General features: G+C 58.3%; 17 protein-coding genes. 13 read left to right on the top strand and 4 right to left on the bottom strand.

Annotated elements, in window-relative coordinates; all coding sequences use genetic code 11:
• The 8 genes from PLJ71_03510 to PLJ71_03475 all read left to right on the top strand — a co-directional run.
• The coding region (locus PLJ71_03510) for a hypothetical protein (GenBank protein ID HQM47726.1) at positions 1-188 on the top strand (188 nt) is incomplete at its 5' end.
• A 31-nt stretch (positions 189-219) separates the two neighbouring features.
• Positions 220-1,635 carry a BNR-4 repeat-containing protein gene (locus PLJ71_03505; GenBank protein HQM47725.1) on the top strand — a complete coding sequence of 472 codons (1,416 nt, stop codon included), beginning with the start codon at positions 220-222 and terminating at the stop codon, positions 1,633-1,635.
• 133 nt (positions 1,636-1,768) lie between these two features.
• Positions 1,769-4,342, top strand: coding sequence for a malectin domain-containing carbohydrate-binding protein (locus PLJ71_03500; protein HQM47724.1), 2,574 nt, complete (start codon positions 1,769-1,771; stop codon positions 4,340-4,342).
• Between the two features lie 181 nt (positions 4,343-4,523).
• Positions 4,524-4,817: an Asp-tRNA(Asn)/Glu-tRNA(Gln) amidotransferase subunit GatC gene (gene gatC, locus PLJ71_03495; protein ID HQM47723.1), complete on the top strand. Its 294-nt coding sequence runs from the start codon at positions 4,524-4,526 to the stop codon at positions 4,815-4,817.
• A gap of 48 nt (positions 4,818-4,865) precedes the next feature.
• Entirely contained in the window at positions 4,866-6,335 is a 1,470-nt protein-coding gene (gatA, locus tag PLJ71_03490; protein ID HQM47722.1) for an Asp-tRNA(Asn)/Glu-tRNA(Gln) amidotransferase subunit GatA, read from the top strand.
• Between the two features lie 37 nt (positions 6,336-6,372).
• Positions 6,373-7,803 carry an Asp-tRNA(Asn)/Glu-tRNA(Gln) amidotransferase subunit GatB gene (gatB, locus tag PLJ71_03485; GenBank protein ID HQM47721.1) on the top strand — a complete coding sequence of 477 codons (1,431 nt, stop codon included), beginning with the start codon at positions 6,373-6,375 and terminating at the stop codon, positions 7,801-7,803.
• 18 nt (positions 7,804-7,821) lie between these two features.
• On the top strand, positions 7,822-8,208 hold the full coding sequence (gene rsfS, locus PLJ71_03480) for a ribosome silencing factor (protein HQM47720.1): 387 nt from the start codon (positions 7,822-7,824) through the stop codon (positions 8,206-8,208).
• Positions 8,209-8,224: 16 nt separating this feature from the next.
• Positions 8,225-9,058: a serine/threonine-protein kinase gene (locus PLJ71_03475; GenBank protein HQM47719.1), complete on the top strand. Its 834-nt coding sequence runs from the start codon at positions 8,225-8,227 to the stop codon at positions 9,056-9,058.
• A 188-nt stretch (positions 9,059-9,246) separates the two neighbouring features.
• On the opposite strand, the gene PLJ71_03470 is transcribed toward PLJ71_03475, so the two are convergent.
• The 3 genes from PLJ71_03470 to PLJ71_03460 all read right to left on the bottom strand — a co-directional run bounded on the left by PLJ71_03470 (position 9,247) and on the right by PLJ71_03460 (position 10,027).
• A complete protein-coding gene (locus PLJ71_03470; GenBank protein ID HQM47718.1) occupies positions 9,247-9,411 on the bottom strand; it encodes a hypothetical protein in 165 nt (54 codons plus the stop codon).
• Between the two features lie 25 nt (positions 9,412-9,436).
• Positions 9,437-9,577 (bottom strand): hypothetical protein, encoded by a 141-nt coding sequence (locus tag PLJ71_03465; protein ID HQM47717.1) that lies wholly within the window; start codon positions 9,575-9,577, stop codon positions 9,437-9,439.
• A 294-nt stretch (positions 9,578-9,871) separates the two neighbouring features.
• The gene (locus PLJ71_03460) at positions 9,872-10,027 is read right to left on the bottom strand and encodes a hypothetical protein (GenBank protein HQM47716.1); all 156 of its coding nucleotides are present in this window, start codon (positions 10,025-10,027) and stop codon (positions 9,872-9,874) included.
• A gap of 355 nt (positions 10,028-10,382) precedes the next feature.
• Between PLJ71_03460 and PLJ71_03455 the strand changes: the two genes are divergently transcribed.
• Genes PLJ71_03455 through PLJ71_03445 form a run of 3 tightly spaced genes read left to right on the top strand, consistent with a single transcriptional unit; the run spans position 10,383 to position 12,373 of the window.
• A complete protein-coding gene (locus PLJ71_03455; GenBank protein HQM47715.1) occupies positions 10,383-11,123 on the top strand; it encodes a lipopolysaccharide kinase InaA family protein in 741 nt (246 codons plus the stop codon).
• A 3-nt stretch (positions 11,124-11,126) separates the two neighbouring features.
• The gene (locus tag PLJ71_03450) at positions 11,127-11,927 is read left to right on the top strand and encodes a lipopolysaccharide kinase InaA family protein (GenBank protein ID HQM47714.1); all 801 of its coding nucleotides are present in this window, start codon (positions 11,127-11,129) and stop codon (positions 11,925-11,927) included.
• The gene (locus tag PLJ71_03445) at positions 11,900-12,373 is read left to right on the top strand and encodes a class I SAM-dependent methyltransferase (protein ID HQM47713.1); all 474 of its coding nucleotides are present in this window, start codon (positions 11,900-11,902) and stop codon (positions 12,371-12,373) included. Before PLJ71_03450 ends, PLJ71_03445 begins: the two co-directional genes overlap by 28 nt.
• Here PLJ71_03445 and PLJ71_03440 read toward each other — a convergent pair.
• Positions 12,338-12,718, bottom strand: a complete 381-nt coding sequence (locus tag PLJ71_03440; protein HQM47712.1) for a hypothetical protein — start codon at positions 12,716-12,718, stop codon at positions 12,338-12,340. The genes PLJ71_03445 and PLJ71_03440 overlap by 36 nt on opposite strands.
• Positions 12,719-13,290: 572 nt before the next feature.
• On the opposite strand from PLJ71_03440, the gene PLJ71_03435 reads away from it, so the two are divergent.
• Together PLJ71_03435 and PLJ71_03430 are read left to right on the top strand one after the other, a co-directional pair.
• Positions 13,291-14,901 (top strand): hypothetical protein, encoded by a 1,611-nt coding sequence (locus tag PLJ71_03435; GenBank protein HQM47711.1) that lies wholly within the window; start codon positions 13,291-13,293, stop codon positions 14,899-14,901.
• 266 nt (positions 14,902-15,167) lie between these two features.
• On the top strand, positions 15,168-15,845 hold the full coding sequence (locus PLJ71_03430; GenBank protein ID HQM47710.1) for a hypothetical protein: 678 nt from the start codon (positions 15,168-15,170) through the stop codon (positions 15,843-15,845).
• Positions 15,846-15,857: the final 12 nt, after the last annotated feature.

Here is a 15,857-nt window from a genome sequence, read left to right as displayed (position 1 = left end):
AACTCGAATCGCGCATCGAGGCCATGGAGGAGGCCGTCGAGGACCTCGAAGCCCAATTCGCGCAATTGGACCCTGCCGGCCACGAAGCACAGCGCCGGTTGAAGGAAGAATACGACGGACTGAGGGCCGATCTATTGTTGCTCTACCAGGAATGGGAAGAATTGACCGAAGAACTGGCCCAGAGCTAAAGCTGCGGCCAGCCGGAAAGGAGGCGCGGGCATGAACATCGCCAGGGGGCTTCGAATGGCGCTGATGGGGACAATTCTGGCCTCGGCCATGGGCGTCAGGGCCGCCGAAGAGGCCGAAAAGGGCCCGATTCTTCTCAACACGCGTGAGGATGGCTACCGGGGCATCTGGTATTTTAATCAGAAGTCCAACGACGAGTATGTCTACAAGTACAGCGGCGGGCTGGGGACCTATTGCGCCAAGCATATCCCCTTCGCGTGGTATGCCCCCGAAGCCAACAAGACCTTCTTCACATACGGCGGAGCGTACAAAGACAAAAACCGGCTCATCCACATGGTCTCATACTACGACCACGCGACCGGGGAGGTGCCGAGGCCCTTGCTGCTGTTAGACAAACAGACCGACGATGCCCACGACAACCCCGTGATCAATATCGACCCGGATGGCTATGTCTGGATTTTTTCGAGCAGCCACGGCACGAGCCGCCCGTCGTACATCTCGCGGAGTGTCGAGCCGTATTGCATAGACCAATTCGAGTTGAAGTGGCAAGGGAATTTCTCGTATCCCCAGCCGTGGATCATTCCCGGCAAGGGCTGGCTGTTCATGCACACCCACTACACGGGGGGCCGGGCCATCTGCATGTCCACCAGCGAGGACGGCATCAATTGGTCCGAGCGGCGCTTCCTCTCGCGCATGGGCGAAGGCCATTATCAAATCACGAATTTCTTCGGGCAAAAAGTCGGCAGCGCGTTCAACTACCATCCGCCCAAGAAAGGGTTGAACTGGCGCACGAACCTGTACTACATGGAGTCCGATGACTTCGGGGAGACGTGGAAGACCGCCGGCGGTCAAGTGCTCGAGCCCATGCTCACCGACCCCGCGAGTTCCTGCCGTGTGGCCGAATACGAGTCTAAAGGGTTGAACGTATACATCAAGGACGTCTCGTTCGATTCCGCCGGCCGGCCCGTCATCCTTTACCTCACCAGCAAAGGCTACGAATCGGGCCCCAAGAACATGCCCCGGACCTGGACTATCGCCCGCTGGACCGGCCGGGAATGGCTGATTCTGCCGTCAAACATCATCTCCGACAACAACTACGACATGGGCTCGCTCTACGTCGAGTCCGACACCCAGTGGCGGCTCATCGCGCCGACGGAGGCCGGACCCCAGCCTTACAACCCCGGCGGGGAGGTCGTCATGTGGTTCACGGAAGACGCCGGGGAATCGTGGGCCATGGTCAGGCAGATGACAAAGAACAGCCCGTACAACCATACCTACGTGCGGAGGCCGGTCAACGCCCACCCGGATTTCTACGGGTTCTGGGCGGACGGCCACGGACGGGAGCCGTCCGTATCGCGGCTCTACTTCTGCAACAAGAACGGAGACGTGTTCCGGCTGCCCTTCGATATGGAAGGCGAGACCGCGAAGCCCGAGCTGATAAAACCTTAGGGGCAAAGAACTCCTTACACGAAGCCGCGAAGGGCACAGAGACAGAGCCTTTCAATCGTGGCGTTATGTGGAAGTTTTCGATAGACTCGCGATAGACGGCCCGACACATTGACCAAATCCCGTGGGGTGAGCCATGACGCTTCGCAACTTATCGACCGTCTCTCTTGTCTCCGTCGTTTTTGTCGCTTCCGCGGCGCCCGCTCATGCCGCCAACCGCTTGGACAGCTATTATGCGCACGGGACGCGCGAGGACGAGAACGGAGTCCTGGCCCCTTGGCACGAGGGGCAGAACGGGCAGTTGGACGAACGCCTGCGCATCGCTATCGAGGTCTATAAACGGTATCCGTGGATCGGGACGGACCGAGCGGTGATGGCCGCGCCGGATTTCATCTATAACTCCCACTGGAGCATTACCAGCAAGGGCGAAATACAGATTCCCGAGACCAATGACTGGATGTGCGGCGACCTCAGCCAGCGGGCATGGAGCATCATCAAGGGTCTGACCGATTATTACCGCTACAGCGGAGATCCCATCGCGCTAACGTACGTTACCCTGACGGTCGACTATGTGCTCGACTATGGCTTGACGGACGCCGGGCACGAATGGCCGCGGTTTCCCATCAGCACGCCGACCCGGGGAAAGGTCTACGGGAAATGCATGCAGGACACCCGCATCCAGCTCGATTTGTGCGCTCGGCTGGGCGAGGACGTCCTCAAAACCTACAAACTCACGGGCGAGGAGCGGTACTGGGAGGCCGCCAGGCATTGGGCAGATGTTTTCGCCGAAAAGTGCAATTTTGATCCCGCGTTCCCGCCGTGGAACCGCTACGTCGACCCATCGGTGGTCGGATGGTCGGACAAGTTGACCGGCAGCACCACCATGGTCTGTGAGTTCCTTGACGAGGTTATCGCTTCCGGGTACGCCGGAGAGAATGGCGCCTTGATGCGCGCTCGGGACGCCGGCCGCGCCTGCATACGTCACCAGTTGCTGCCCCGATGGACCGACAACGAGGTATGGGGACGCCAATACTGGGACTGGGACAATCCGGTAACGTGCGGCATAGTGTCAATGTGCGTGGACTATATGCTGAAGTACCGTGGAGCGTTTCCGAACTGGCAGAATGACCTGCGCAACATCATGCCTCTCGTGTTTGCACGAAACAGCGTAGACCCCAATTCGTGCGCCGACACCTACAGCGGCGTCTGGGCATTTCCGGAATCGTCGACCTGCTGCGGCACGTCGCTGTCCTACAACCAATACACCGCCGCGCCGACGTGGATTCGGTACGGCGTGCTCGCGGACAGCGAATGGGCGCGCGAGATCGGCCGCCGCATGATCCTCATGGCCACGTACGACAGCGAAACAAACGGTGTCGTGAAGGACGGCCTGTTCGGGGACGCCGTGGCCACGGGCGAGTGGTCGAACCTTGCGCATCCCTGGCCGCTGTGCCAGGTCATGGAAGCCTTGGCGTGGATGCCCGAAACCTTCGGCCCCGCACGTGAAAACCACCTCATGCGCAGCACCTCCGTTGTTAACTGGATTGAATACGCCGACGGCCGGATTGCCTACACCACATGTGATGCGCTCCCTGAGACCATCGACGTCGCGCGTCTGGCTTTCATGCCGCAGGCCGTAACGGCCAACGGCAAAGAGTTGGAGGAGCGCCCAGAGCTGGATACCAACGGATACCGCATCGACACCCTTCCCAACGGCGACTGCATAGTGACCATCCGGCACGACAACGCCGGCCGCGTGGAAATCACCGGGCAGGATCCCCAGCAGTTCGTCGCGGCCGAAACCTTGGCAAGAACCGGGGCATGGAACGAGCGCAGGGGTGTTATGGCGGCGTCTGAGCCGGAAGCCTCCGTGACCTGCGCCTTCGAGGGCAACCAGGTGCGCGTGACCGGCGACGTCGGGCCCGGCGGAGGGCTCGCAGAGGTTTTCCTCGACGGAAAGAAGCAGCAAACCTTCATCGACTGTTGGAGCCCCAAGCCCAGAGCCAACCAGACCATCTACTCTCGGAGCGGGCTGAAACAAGACGAGCATACGCTCCGCGTTGTAGCCCTGGGACGAGGCAACCCCGTTTCCGGGGGCGCGGAAGTGTCATTGCGCGGCATCCAATACTCCGCGGCACAAGGGAATTCAGGATTCGGCAGCGGGGGAGGGCCAAGAACCGCCCAACGCATGATCTTTGGCTACACGGGGCGCACGGACTACAAGGATTCGCAGGGCAACGCATGGCGGCCGGCCTCGGAGTTCGTGGTTCGGAGCGGCTACGGCAGGGATGTCATGAAAGACGCCCTGTGGACTGAGCGCCGCACCATGTATATCGGAAACACCGAAGACCCGGAACTCTACCGTTACGGCATCCACGGCAGGGAGTTTTGGGTCAACCTTACCACCGGCCCCGGACGTTACACCGTGCGTCTCTTGTTTGCCAGTACGCCTTTGCACTGGTTCCTCGAAAAAGACAAAGACGGGGGATTCGTCAAGCACATTCTGAATGTGGACATCAATGGCGACCGGCTCATTTCCGGGATGGATGTCGAGGAAGCAGCCGGCGGGACATTCCGCGCCTACGATGCCGTTTTCAGTGACATTGCTCCCCGCCACGGCATTATCGAGGTGCGTCTGACCGGGTGCGACGAGCGCGAGGCCGTCCTGCAGGCCCTTGAGCTGGTTCCAATGGCACAATCTGAAGAGTAACGAAGAACGGGTAGCGACTCGGTGGCTTGCCGAACATACTCAGATGTTCCAAGCGTTTTTCGCTTCTATGACGGGGGCTGCTTTTAGCGCCCGCTTTCGTGGAATCCGGATGGCTCTCTATGCTACGATCGCCTTTCATTGTGGCGTTTCTTGATTCTGACATGCGTGGGGAATGACAACAGTGGCGAAGATCACCCAACAAGACGTTGATTATGTGGCCCGATTGGCGCATTTGGCGCTGGATGACGCTACGAAGGAGCGTCTGGTCGGCGAGATGACCGATATTCTGGGCTACATGGATAAGCTGAACGAGCTGAATACCGATACTATCGAGCCCATGATGCACGCGCAGGAAATGACCAATGTGTATCGGGACGATGTCGTAAAACCTTCCCTGAACAGGGAAGATGCTCTCCGAAACGCGCCCCAGACTAACGGCGAGTACTTTCTCGTGCCGAAGATCCTGGAAGGCTAGGGCTATTCAACGGGCGGCGCACAGCCCCCATTTCGCCGGGAGTTGCTCATGAGTCGTGAATGGTACAGGTTGACTGCACATGAGTTGCGCGATGCCGTGCGGAGCGGCGAAACCACCGCTGCCGAGGTGACCCAGAGCTTTCTAAACCGCATCAAGGCCGTCGATGGCAAGGTGCAAGCATATACGGACGTGTGGGAAGACCATGCTCTGCGCCAGGCGGAGAAGGTCGACGCGAAACTGAAGAGGGGAGAGGACGCCGGTCCTCTCGCCGGCGTGCCCGTCGGCGTCAAAGACGTATTCTGCACCAAGGTGGGCACGACAACATGCTGCTCAAAGATCTTGAAGGGTTATCGAAGCCCGTTTGACGCGACGATTATCGAGAAACTAGACGCCGCGGGGGGCATTTTCCTCGGCAAACTCAATATGGACGAATTCGCCATGGGCTCGTCGACAGAGAACTCGGCAGTCCAGATCACTCATAACCCTTGGAATCTCGCGTGCGTGCCGGGCGGCTCGAGCGGCGGTTCAGCGGCGGCTATTGCGGCCGACGAGTGCGCAATCGCGCTCGGGAGCGATACAGGCGGGTCCATCCGCCAGCCGGCGGCATGCTGTGGATGCGTCGGACTGAAACCGACCTACGGGCGCGTGTCGCGCTACGGGCTGGTGGCGTTCGCGTCATCGCTGGACCAGGTCGGCCCCTTCACCAAGGACATGAAAGACATGGCCTTGGCGCTCAACGTGTTGTGCGGTCTGGACCCGCGCGACTCGACTTCGTCCGATACACCCGTTCCCGATTTCACCAGAGCCTTGCGCGATGACGTCTCGGATATCACGGTCGGCCTTCCCAAGGAATATTTCACTGACGCTCTGGGCGGTGATGTGCGGACCCGCGTCGAGGCCGCCGTCGACGTATTGAAAGGCTTGGGGGCAAAGGTCATCGACGTCTCCCTGCCTCACACGGATTATGCGATCGCGGTCTATTACATCATCTGCACGGCCGAAGCGAGCGCCAACCTCGCACGTTTTGACGGCGTCCGGTACGGCTACCGTTCGCCGAATGTCACTGACGTGCGCGACATGTACGTCAACTCCAAGACAGAGGCATTTGGCCCGGAAGTGCGGCGGCGCATCATGCTCGGGACGTACGTGCTTTCGAGCGGCTACTACGACGCGTACTACCTCAAGGCCCAGAAGGTGCGGACCCTTATCCGGCAGGATTTCCAGAAGGCGTTTGAAAAATGCGACGTGATCCTTACGCCCACATCGCCTACCCCCGCCTTCAAACTGGGCGAAAAAACCGCCGACCCCCTCGAGATGTACCTGAGTGACATCTATACCATTTCGGTGAATCTGGCCAGCATCCCGGGAATGAGCATGCCCTGCGGCCTCACGGAATCGGGGTTGCCGGTGGGCTTGCAGATGCTGGGCAAGCCATTTGACGAGGAAACGGTGCTCCGCGTGGGGTATACCTATGAACAACATCGGAACCTGGAGATGGGCGTTCCCCCAATTGCGTAAACGGACGGCGCGTCGCGCCGGTTAGGGACCTGACGAGATGGAATATGAAGCAGTAATCGGGATGGAAGTCCACGTCGAGCTGAACACCGCATCCAAGATGTTTTGCAGCTGCAGCACACGGTTCCATGCGCCGCCGAACACGAATGTCTGCCCCATATGCCTGGGCATGCCGGGCGTGCTGCCGGTCATGAACAAGCGGGCAGTAGAATTTGCCGTGGCGGCAGGACTCGCGCTGAATTGCACCATCGCGCGCTGGTCAAAAATGGACCGCAAGAATTACTTCTACCCGGACCTTGCGAAGAATTACCAGATCAGCCAGTACGATCTGCCGTTGTGCCATGACGGATGCATCCAGATTACCGTCAACGGCGAAACAAAGCGGATCGGCATCACACGGGCGCATCTCGAGGAAGATACCGCTCGGAATACCCACACGCTGGGTGGCGGCGTAAGCGGCATCGACTTCAACCGCAGCGGCGTTCCCTTGCTCGAGATCGTCACCGAGCCCGATATTTCGAGCGCGGACGAGGCGTTCGCCTACCTCACCCAACTCAAACGCATCCTGCAGTACCTCGAAGTCAGCGACTGCAACATGGAAGAAGGGTCGCTGCGCGCTGAAGCCAACGTCAGCATCCGGCCAGCCGGCGCAAAGGAGTTCGGCGTCAAGACAGAGGTCAAGAACGTGGCCTCGTTCAGCGGCGTGCAGAAGGCCATCGAATTTGAAATCGCGCGCCAGCGGCAGCTCCTCGACGAAGGTGGAACCATTCTGCAGGAGACCCGGGGATGGGATGCAGACCGCGGAATCACGGTTTCGCAACGCAGCAAAGAATCGGCTCATGATTACCGCTATTTCCCCGAGCCCGACCTCGTGCCTTTGGCCGTTGACGAAGCATGGGAAGCCAAGATCCGCGAGACCCTTCCCGAACTGCCCCGCGCCCGCTGGACGCGTCTTCAGGAAGAGTACGGGTTGTCGGCCTATGACGCCGATGTCTTGACCGCGTCACGCGGCATGGCTGACTATTTCGAGATCACCGTGAAGGCCGGCGCTGCAGCAAAACCCGCCGCGAACTGGATTATGGGCGATTTGCAGGCTTTGCTCGTCAAGACCGGCGTCGCCATCGAAACATGCAAGGTCTCCAGCGGTGAACTGGCAGCGATGATTCGTTTGATCGATGATGGTACAATCAGCGGCAAGATCGCCAAAGATGTGCTGCTGGAGATGTTCGAAACGGGCAAGAGCGCAAAAAGCATCGTGGAAGCAAGAGGGTTGGTACAAATCAGTGACGAGAACGAACTGACGAAAGTCGTCGCGAGCGTGGTCGCCGCCAATCCCGGGCCGGTTGACGATTTCAGGAACGGAAAAGAAAAGGCGCTGGGTTTTCTGGTGGGCCAGGTGATGAAGGCCACAAAAGGCAAAGCCAATCCCAAATTGGTAAACGACATCCTCATGAAGGCATTGGAACGGTAACAAGGAGCATAAGGGGAATTGGCGAAACTCGTTCGCAAATCCAAATCAACCGAGCCGGACTTCCTTCCCAACACCCTGCGCATCGCTGAATGCGCCGCGAAGCACAAGGCCCGCGATATCAGGGCCTACGATTTACGCGGCCTTACAGTAATGGCGGATGTTTTCGTTATTTGCAGCGCTTCCAGCGAGCCGCAGGTCAAAGCAATCTACAATTCCATTCGCATGGGCATGAAGGAAATCGGCATACTGCCCCGGGGAGCCGAAGGCGATGCAGGGGCGGGCTGGCTTCTAATTGACTTTGGCAATATCATCGTGCACGTCTTTCGTGAAAAGGCGCGGGAATTCTATGATCTGGACGGCCTCTGGGGCGACGCCCCCGAAATCAACCTTGCATTTGACGTATAGAAGGGGATGAACTGCGTTGCGTCACGAACCCCCGGATAGATACAAACTGTATCATTTTCGGATCGACCTCCTGCTGGGACGCGGAGGCACCGGCGTAGTCTATCGCGCCATCGATACGAAAACAGGCAACATCGTGGCGGTCAAACTGTTTCACGCCAATTTCTTTCGCAACAATCTCCACCTCCGCGAATTGGCCAAGAGCGTCAAACGCTTCAAGAAGTTTGAACACAGCAACGTCGTCCAGATATACGACCTGGTTTCCGGAGACGAGGGGCATTGTCTGGTCGAAGAATACGTGGACGGGCCGGACCTCAGGTGGTACATCGAAAACCGGCCGTGGAACCTCCAGGAACGCATGGTGGTCGTCGCGCAGATGTGCAATGGCCTGCAATACATTCACGACCAGGGGTTCATCCACCACGACATGAAGCCGGCAAACGTCTTGTTCACTCGCAAGGGTATTGCCAAGCTGACAGATTACTCGCTGGCGCGCGAAAGGCTGTTTACCCTGTTGGACACCGGGTTGAAGGAACAAGTGACGCCAATGTACGTCGCGCCGGAAATCATCCGAGGCGAACGCGCTACGTCGCGGAGCGATATTTATTCGTTGGGCGCCACTTTCTACTTGATATTTACGGGAAAGGTGCCTTTCCGAGTCGACAATCTGCAGCGGCTTTACGAGTGCCATCTTCAGACCATGCCGGACCACCCTTCGGACGCCAATCCGAGATGCCCCAGAGATTTAGGGGATATCATCATGCGGATGATGAGCAAGGAGCCGGAAAAACGTTTCGAGAACTGCGACGAACTGAGAATACGCATGTCCGCCATCGGACGAAGCCGCATCTGAAGACGTGCAGGAAAAACAAACTGCCGCCCGGGATGGGTTTCCCAGGCGGCAGTTCCAATTCTCAATCCCTGACTTTGCCGTAACAGCCGTGACTCAGGCGTCTTGTCGCATTTCCCTGCGCCCCTGCCATCTGACGTGCCACTCACTCGCGGAACCGGCGGACAACGCCCTCACAATCTCGGCCCGGCTTAATCTTCATCTCCCCCGCCGGGCGGCCAGTAGATTCCCCATGGTTTGGAGCGCTGAATACTCAACACGCGCTCGGCCAAATCCTGGGTGAAGTTCTTCAGCAGAACGAAATTCGATGTTTGAGCCCGCTCGGGGATCTTCGAAATAGGTTTGCAGTGGTTCATCAAGGATGTTCTCCGGTTGACCTGCCTACACAACAGCGTTTTCAAACTTGTTAAAGACGTACTCGGCCCCTGCGTCAACATAATACAGAAGCGCTTCCAACTTGACCTCCAAAACCGTCTGCTGCGCAACCCCGGGTTTCCGCGAAAGTGGTTTCACGTGCTTCATTCGGTACCATCCTCTCCCCATCTTCCAGCTATAGCCGGAACTCCAGGCAGTCACTCATGGGCCCCTCTCTCCAGAGGATACTCCCTCAACCTTGTCTCGGGGAGCGAAACCTGCGCCTCAATTACGCGCATGGCTCCCGCGCTTCCCGTTCCTGGGAAGAACCCCGACTCCCGATAACGTTACACAAAACACGCGCGAAACGCAACTGTCAAGTATTATATACGCTGGAATATTCCCCCGGGCACGCGCAATTTGGCCTCTTGCGCGGACCCGCCCCCGCCCAGCCTGCCCCGGTCAGGAACTGGCTTGGGTCTTCGGGCTGTTTGCTAAGAACGTATTGAGCAAACCCATCAGATTCCTGATGAACGCGAAAAGATCGAGAGTGTTTTGAACATCGCTTGTATCAGCGCTCCCCGGTTTGCTGATGGCTTTTGCGTGCAGTTTCGTCATGAGCTTTCTCCTCGCGTTCTGGACATCCGGAGTCCCGGGTAGACGCATTCTCGCACTTTATGGTTAATACCACAAGCTGCCCTAAATGTTTCACAGAACCTCATGTTTTGCCTTCTTTGCGCGCCGCCTTGTTCTCGCCAATGCGCATGAAACCCGGCCAGCTTTCAGGTGGGAGGCAAGCCATGCGAGCGAGGCCCCTTCTCTTCGCTTCAATGGATTCCGCCCTTTTGAAAAGGTATTATGTTATGCTTATCGTTTGTGAGTATTCACCCCGAAAAGGGATGCACAGTACCGCTTGAGAATCCCGAACCTATGAACGCCTCGGGCTGTCGGATCCGAGTCAGACACCAAGATAATGTTAGAAGGATATGAATTCGTTTGCGGGGACGGCAAATCCGGGTTGCTTCGCGGGGAATTTGCCGGTCTTGTGAAAGACGCTTTGCTCTCAGGGACCGGCACAGCTCCTGACAATGCGTCGGGACGGGGTACCGTTTACAGGTTCCCTTTACCCCGGGGCTCGGCCCTGGTGCGCGAGTACCGTCGGGGAGGCCTGCTGCGGTACGTGAACCGTGACGCCTATTTGACAAACCGGCCCCTGGCGGAGCTGCGCATCGTCGATTACCTTTGGAGGCAAGATTTTCCGGTGCCGGAGCCGTTGGGCATATGCTGGTGGCGCCGCTGCGGCCTGTTGCGAGGCCGTATCGCAACAATGGCCCTGGATGCGCTTCACCTCCAGGACTGCTTATTGACGGGTTCGGAACCGTCCTCTGCTACATTGAAGAAAATCGGCGAGACCATCCGCCGGATGCACGATTTAGGCGTATGGCACGCAGATCTCCAAGTCCGAAACATCTTGGTCTCAGGGGGCAGACCTTTCCTTATCGACTTCGATAAAGCCAGAAAAACCAAGCACTTATCGTCGTATGCCCGCGCGGCAAACTTGTTTCGGCTGCGGCGTTCGTTCGAGAAGAACTATCTCGACCCCAAGGCGTATGAGATGATCTTTGAAGGATATGGCCGACTTTCACGCCATCTCTTGCTCTCGTTCCTGTACCGAGTGAAATCGAGGGCGTCCCTCTCTGGACCCAGGAAATAGTTTATGCACATGCACACATTCATGCAGGCTTCCGACAACACAATATGTGACCGGCGCGGTAATGCCATCATCCATCACCGAAAGGACATATCGTGTGAAACCCTGTTGACGGCCATTTCAGCCGAGGGCGCCGTCTTGAAGGCCTCGTCAAGATATGTCACGCGCCGTGTGGATGGTCTGGTCGTGAAGGCCTGTTCAGGGGGGGCGGTCCGGGGCTTATTGAAGCGTACGCTGCGCCGCAACCGGTTCCGGCGCGGCTGGCTGGCCAGCCTCTACCTCGAACAGCAGGGCGTCAGCGTTCCCCGCGCCCATGGACTGATCGAGACGGAACGCTGGGGCTTCGTCACGGCAAGCTACCTGGTTATGGATTACCTTGACCAAACCAGCAACGTCGAGCGCTTTGCCGCGGAAATGGTCCAGGAGGGGGCTACGGAGAACCAGATTCGAGATTTTCTCAGAGACTTGGCTCTGGCCATTGACACCCTTCGCGAGGTCGGGGTATTTCATCGGGACCTCTCGGGGAAAAACATCTTGACGCGGGATGGCAAAACGTTCTTTTTTGTTGACTTGGAAAGCGTCGTCCCCGTAAAACGCTACACGCCCAGGATGCGGTACAAGAACCATGTACAGCTGTACGACTCGTTTTGCGATTTCCTGGGGGATGATGTGCTTGAGCCGTTCTTGTCCCTGATGCTGCCCGAGGACCAGGATTACGCCACATGGTCCAAGATTGTCCGCCAAGGTCAGACCGCCCGGCGTTCCCGGCAGATTGCGGCATGGCGAAAGCAAGGCAGATCACTTTAGAACACGACCTCGAATGGGGGACATTCATGGACCCGTCCCATCTCACGGAAGACCAGCGCAACGAGATCCGGGGACAGAAGCGGGCCGTGTGGGCGCAGGAGGGCGCCGGAAATCATTACTTTCATCTCGTGCACCAGAACGAGCCCGTAGTCCGCTTGAGGAACCTCACGGAAACAGGATTTGTCCTGCAGCATGCCTTGGGCCCCAAGAACCTGGACGCCGGGGCAGGCACCGGCCGCTTCACATTTCCCCTGCTAGGGGCGGACTACCAAGTCATGGCTCTGGATATCTCACGCGATATGCTGGGCCGCGGGAAAGCGTACGCTCGAGAGGAGAGGAAAGCGTTTCCCTGTGTCCAAGGCGAGCTCGAGCGGCTGCCATTCAGCGACGGCATTTTCGACAGCGTCGTTTCAATGACCGTGCTTCGCCATTTCCCCCAGTGGTAGCCCTTGTTGGACGCGTGCCTTCGTGTAACGCGCGACGGCGGGCGAATCGTCTTCGACATGGCTTCCGGCGAGCAGCAGCAGTTCGGAGACACTATCGGAATACCGCGCCCGCATGTCAAAGACGGATTCCATCCGTTGGACTCTGACACGGGCGTTACGTTCCGCGAAATCGAGCAGCATGCACGGGAACGCGAGTGCCGGGTGGCCGTCTACCAGGCTCATGATTTCTTCAACAACAACCATCTTCTCGAACACGTGCTCAGTGACGAATATGAGGAGTTCATGAAGACCCTGCGAATCCATCTTGCCCACGATGACGTTTTGCGATTCTGCGAGATGGTCCACAGGCGTTTTCTTCCTGCGGCCAGTCCCGCAACGTGCAGCTCCGTCCTCATTGTGCTTGAGAAGCAGCCCGGCGAGGGGTTGTGCCGTCGGGAATGTGTAACAGACGAAACGCTACTTTCGCAAGACCCCGGCACGGTCCTACTCACCATGTTGAGGCAGGGCCTGGGAAGGCGGCATGGAAGTTTCATGCGAGAAGCCTTGCGGCATATGGATTCGCCGGAGGTCAAGGAGTTCGTTGCGTTCTGCAGGGGACACATATTTGCCCCGCCTGCCGTCCAAAGCCCTCACGGAGGGCTCTACAGTGCGCCAATGAAGAAGGCAGGGCCGGACCCGCCCCTTTTCTGGTTCCCTGCACCTTTCCTGCTTGTCCTGGAGCCCTCGCTGTGTGAACAATTCATGCCGCTGAACGTAAAGGGAGATGGAGAATAGGATCGGGCTCACCGCCTCTCACTATTCGCATTTTTGCGTGAGCGGAAAATGATCTTTTCTGGCGATGGGCGTCATGATATGGTGGAGGTAATGGGTCTGCAGGCACTGATTGTCGCCTGCCATTAACCGGAAAGAACAAAGTGATGGCTGCCAAACGTTTCGGGAAGCTTTTGGGCGCTGTCCGGCGGCGTCTGATTGTCACGGCCTGGCTCTATTTTCTGGCCCTGTTCCTGACATGGGCCTGCTCCCTGGCCTTGCTCTGGCTCGTGGCTGTGCGCTTGTTTCCCTACTTGGGACCGCCCGAACCGGTCCTGATAGTCCTGTTGGCGGTTGCTGGCGCTGCGGCGTTCCTGTTGACCTATCACCAGCGTCCTTCTTTCTCAATGGCCGCGCTCGAGGTAGACCGGCGGTTGGGTCTCGAAGAGCGTATCACCAGCTCTCTCGAACTGTCTGACGCGGACGGAGAGATGGTTCAAGCGCTTCATCGCGACGCCGAGATTCATTCCTGTAACATCAATACCGGCAAGGACTTCCCGGTGAGAATGCCCCGAGTCACCAAGTGGCTTGCAGTAGCTGTGCTGGTGTACGGACTTGCCTATGTGCTCCTGCCTGAATTTGACGTGCTCGGACACCGGGAACGCGTGGCGAAGGCGCGCGAGCTTCGTGAAACCATGACGGCCCGGGCGCGCAAGCTCGAAGAGGCCATGCGCCCGATCAAAGAATTGCCGGAATCTGAGCGTCACCCAAGTCTCACCGAAGACGTCAAGAAAGTGGAGCGGATTGCGGAAGGTCTTGAGAGCGGTGAGCTATCCGAAAAGCAGGCATTGGCCAAGTTGACCAATATGGCCAAGGAAATCCGCGAAGAACGGGAGAAGATCGCGAGCGAGATGCCCGTTGCCCGGCCTGGCATGAGTAAAGCGGACCTGGACAAGACCAAGGACCTCGCGTCGAGCATTGAGGAAGGAAATTTCGAGAAAGCAGCCGAAAAGGCCCGGGAACTGCAGGAGCAACTCGCGGAGAAGATACAAAAAGAAGGCGGCCTTACCGAGGAAGAACGAAAAGCCTTGGCCAAAGAACTCAGCGAATTGGCCAAGGAATTGGGCGGCAAGGACTCCATGCTCGGTCAGGCGCTGGAAAAGGCGGCCGAAGGCATGTCTATAAAGGACGCCGCAGGCATGCTCGCATCGCTCGAACAGATGCAGATGGCCCTGGAAGACGTCGCCTCGGCGATGGAACAGATGCAGCAGATGGACATGGCCATGCAATGCATGGGGGAAGGTTGCAAGGCGTGTTCGGGCGGGAAATGCGATCTTGCGGCCCTTGGGTTCGGCGGCATGGGCTCCGGCGGCCAGAATGGCCAGGGTATCGGCGCCAACTGGGGTAGCCGCGGCCCCGGCCGGTCTCCTTGGAGCGCCGGTTCCAATCAGGGGTCCGGTCCCGGGATGGGCGGGCCGGGAAGCGGCCGCGGCGGCACGGTCGGCGATTTGCCCGACGTTCAGGGAGGCTTCAGCCCAACGTTTTTGCCCGGCGAAATGACGCCCGGGAAGGTTTTGTCGAGTATCATGAAGCATAACGCCCCTGATGAAGACCCCGAAGCCACAACCGAGTTCGTCTCCGAAACCATCATCGAAGTGCAGCAAGCCGCTGAGGAAGCGTTGACAAAGGAAGAGATTCCGCAGGGCTCGAAAGAGTTCGTGCGGCAGTATTTTGGGTCGCTGGAACCCGAACGGTCGCCGCGCGAACGGCGCGAATGACCGTCCGGAAACAGGTGCATAGAACTGTGGGGGTTACACGGCGGGAGTTCCTGGTTGCGTCCGCCGCTGCATGTGCCTGCGCATGCAGCGTGCAAACTGTTCAAACCGAAGCTGTTTGGACCACATGGGGCTGCCCGGGACAGCGTGATGGCGAGTTCTTGCGCCCTCGCGCCGTCGGCGCGTTTGGTGGAGAGATATACGTCATTGACACGACGGGCAGGGTCCAAGTCTTTTCCGAACAGGGCGAATTCCAAAGAAAATGGCATATGCCTGCCGCGGACAATGGAACGCCGACCGGGGTTGCTTTTGACCACAATGGCCGGGTGTTGATTGCGGACACTCACTACAGCGCTATCCGCGAGTACACCCCCGAAGGTGATTTGGTGGTCGAATGGGGCAGCTACGGTTCCCAACCGGGCAACTTCATCTATCCCACCGATATCGCCCGGCATCCGGACGGGCGGTCGTTCATCTCGGAGTATGGCATGGACGCGGACCGGGTGCAGGTGTTCGATTCGAACAATGAGTTTCTGTTCAGTTTTGGCGAGTTTGGCGCTGAACCCGGGCAGTTCAGCCGGGCTATGGCGATTGATGTCTTCGAAGATCGCGTTTATGTTTGTGACACCGTGAACCATCGCATTCAACTGTTCGATCTCGAAGGGAAATGCCTTCAAATCATCGGGAATAGCGGTGAAAACGGACAAAGACTCAAGTATCCTTACGATACCGCCATGCTTCCGGACGGAGGCATCCTGGCATGCGAATACGGCAACAACCGCGTGTCACACTTCAGCCCGGAGGGTAAATTCCTTGGGGCTTACGGCGGGCCCGGGCGAGACCCGGGGCAGTTTCACGGCCCCAGGGGCGTCGCGGTGAGCAGCAGGGGGATGGCTTACGTCGCGGATACGGACAACCACCGCATCCAATCGTTCACATTAGGATAGACGCGAATGCGC

Source organism: Candidatus Hydrogenedentota bacterium (assembly GCA_035416745.1).
In the GTDB taxonomy this organism is placed as follows: domain Bacteria; phylum Hydrogenedentota; class Hydrogenedentia; order Hydrogenedentales; family SLHB01; genus UBA2224.
The sequence above is the reverse complement of the archived record's forward strand: the minus strand, read 5'-3'. Positions and strand labels throughout refer to the sequence as shown.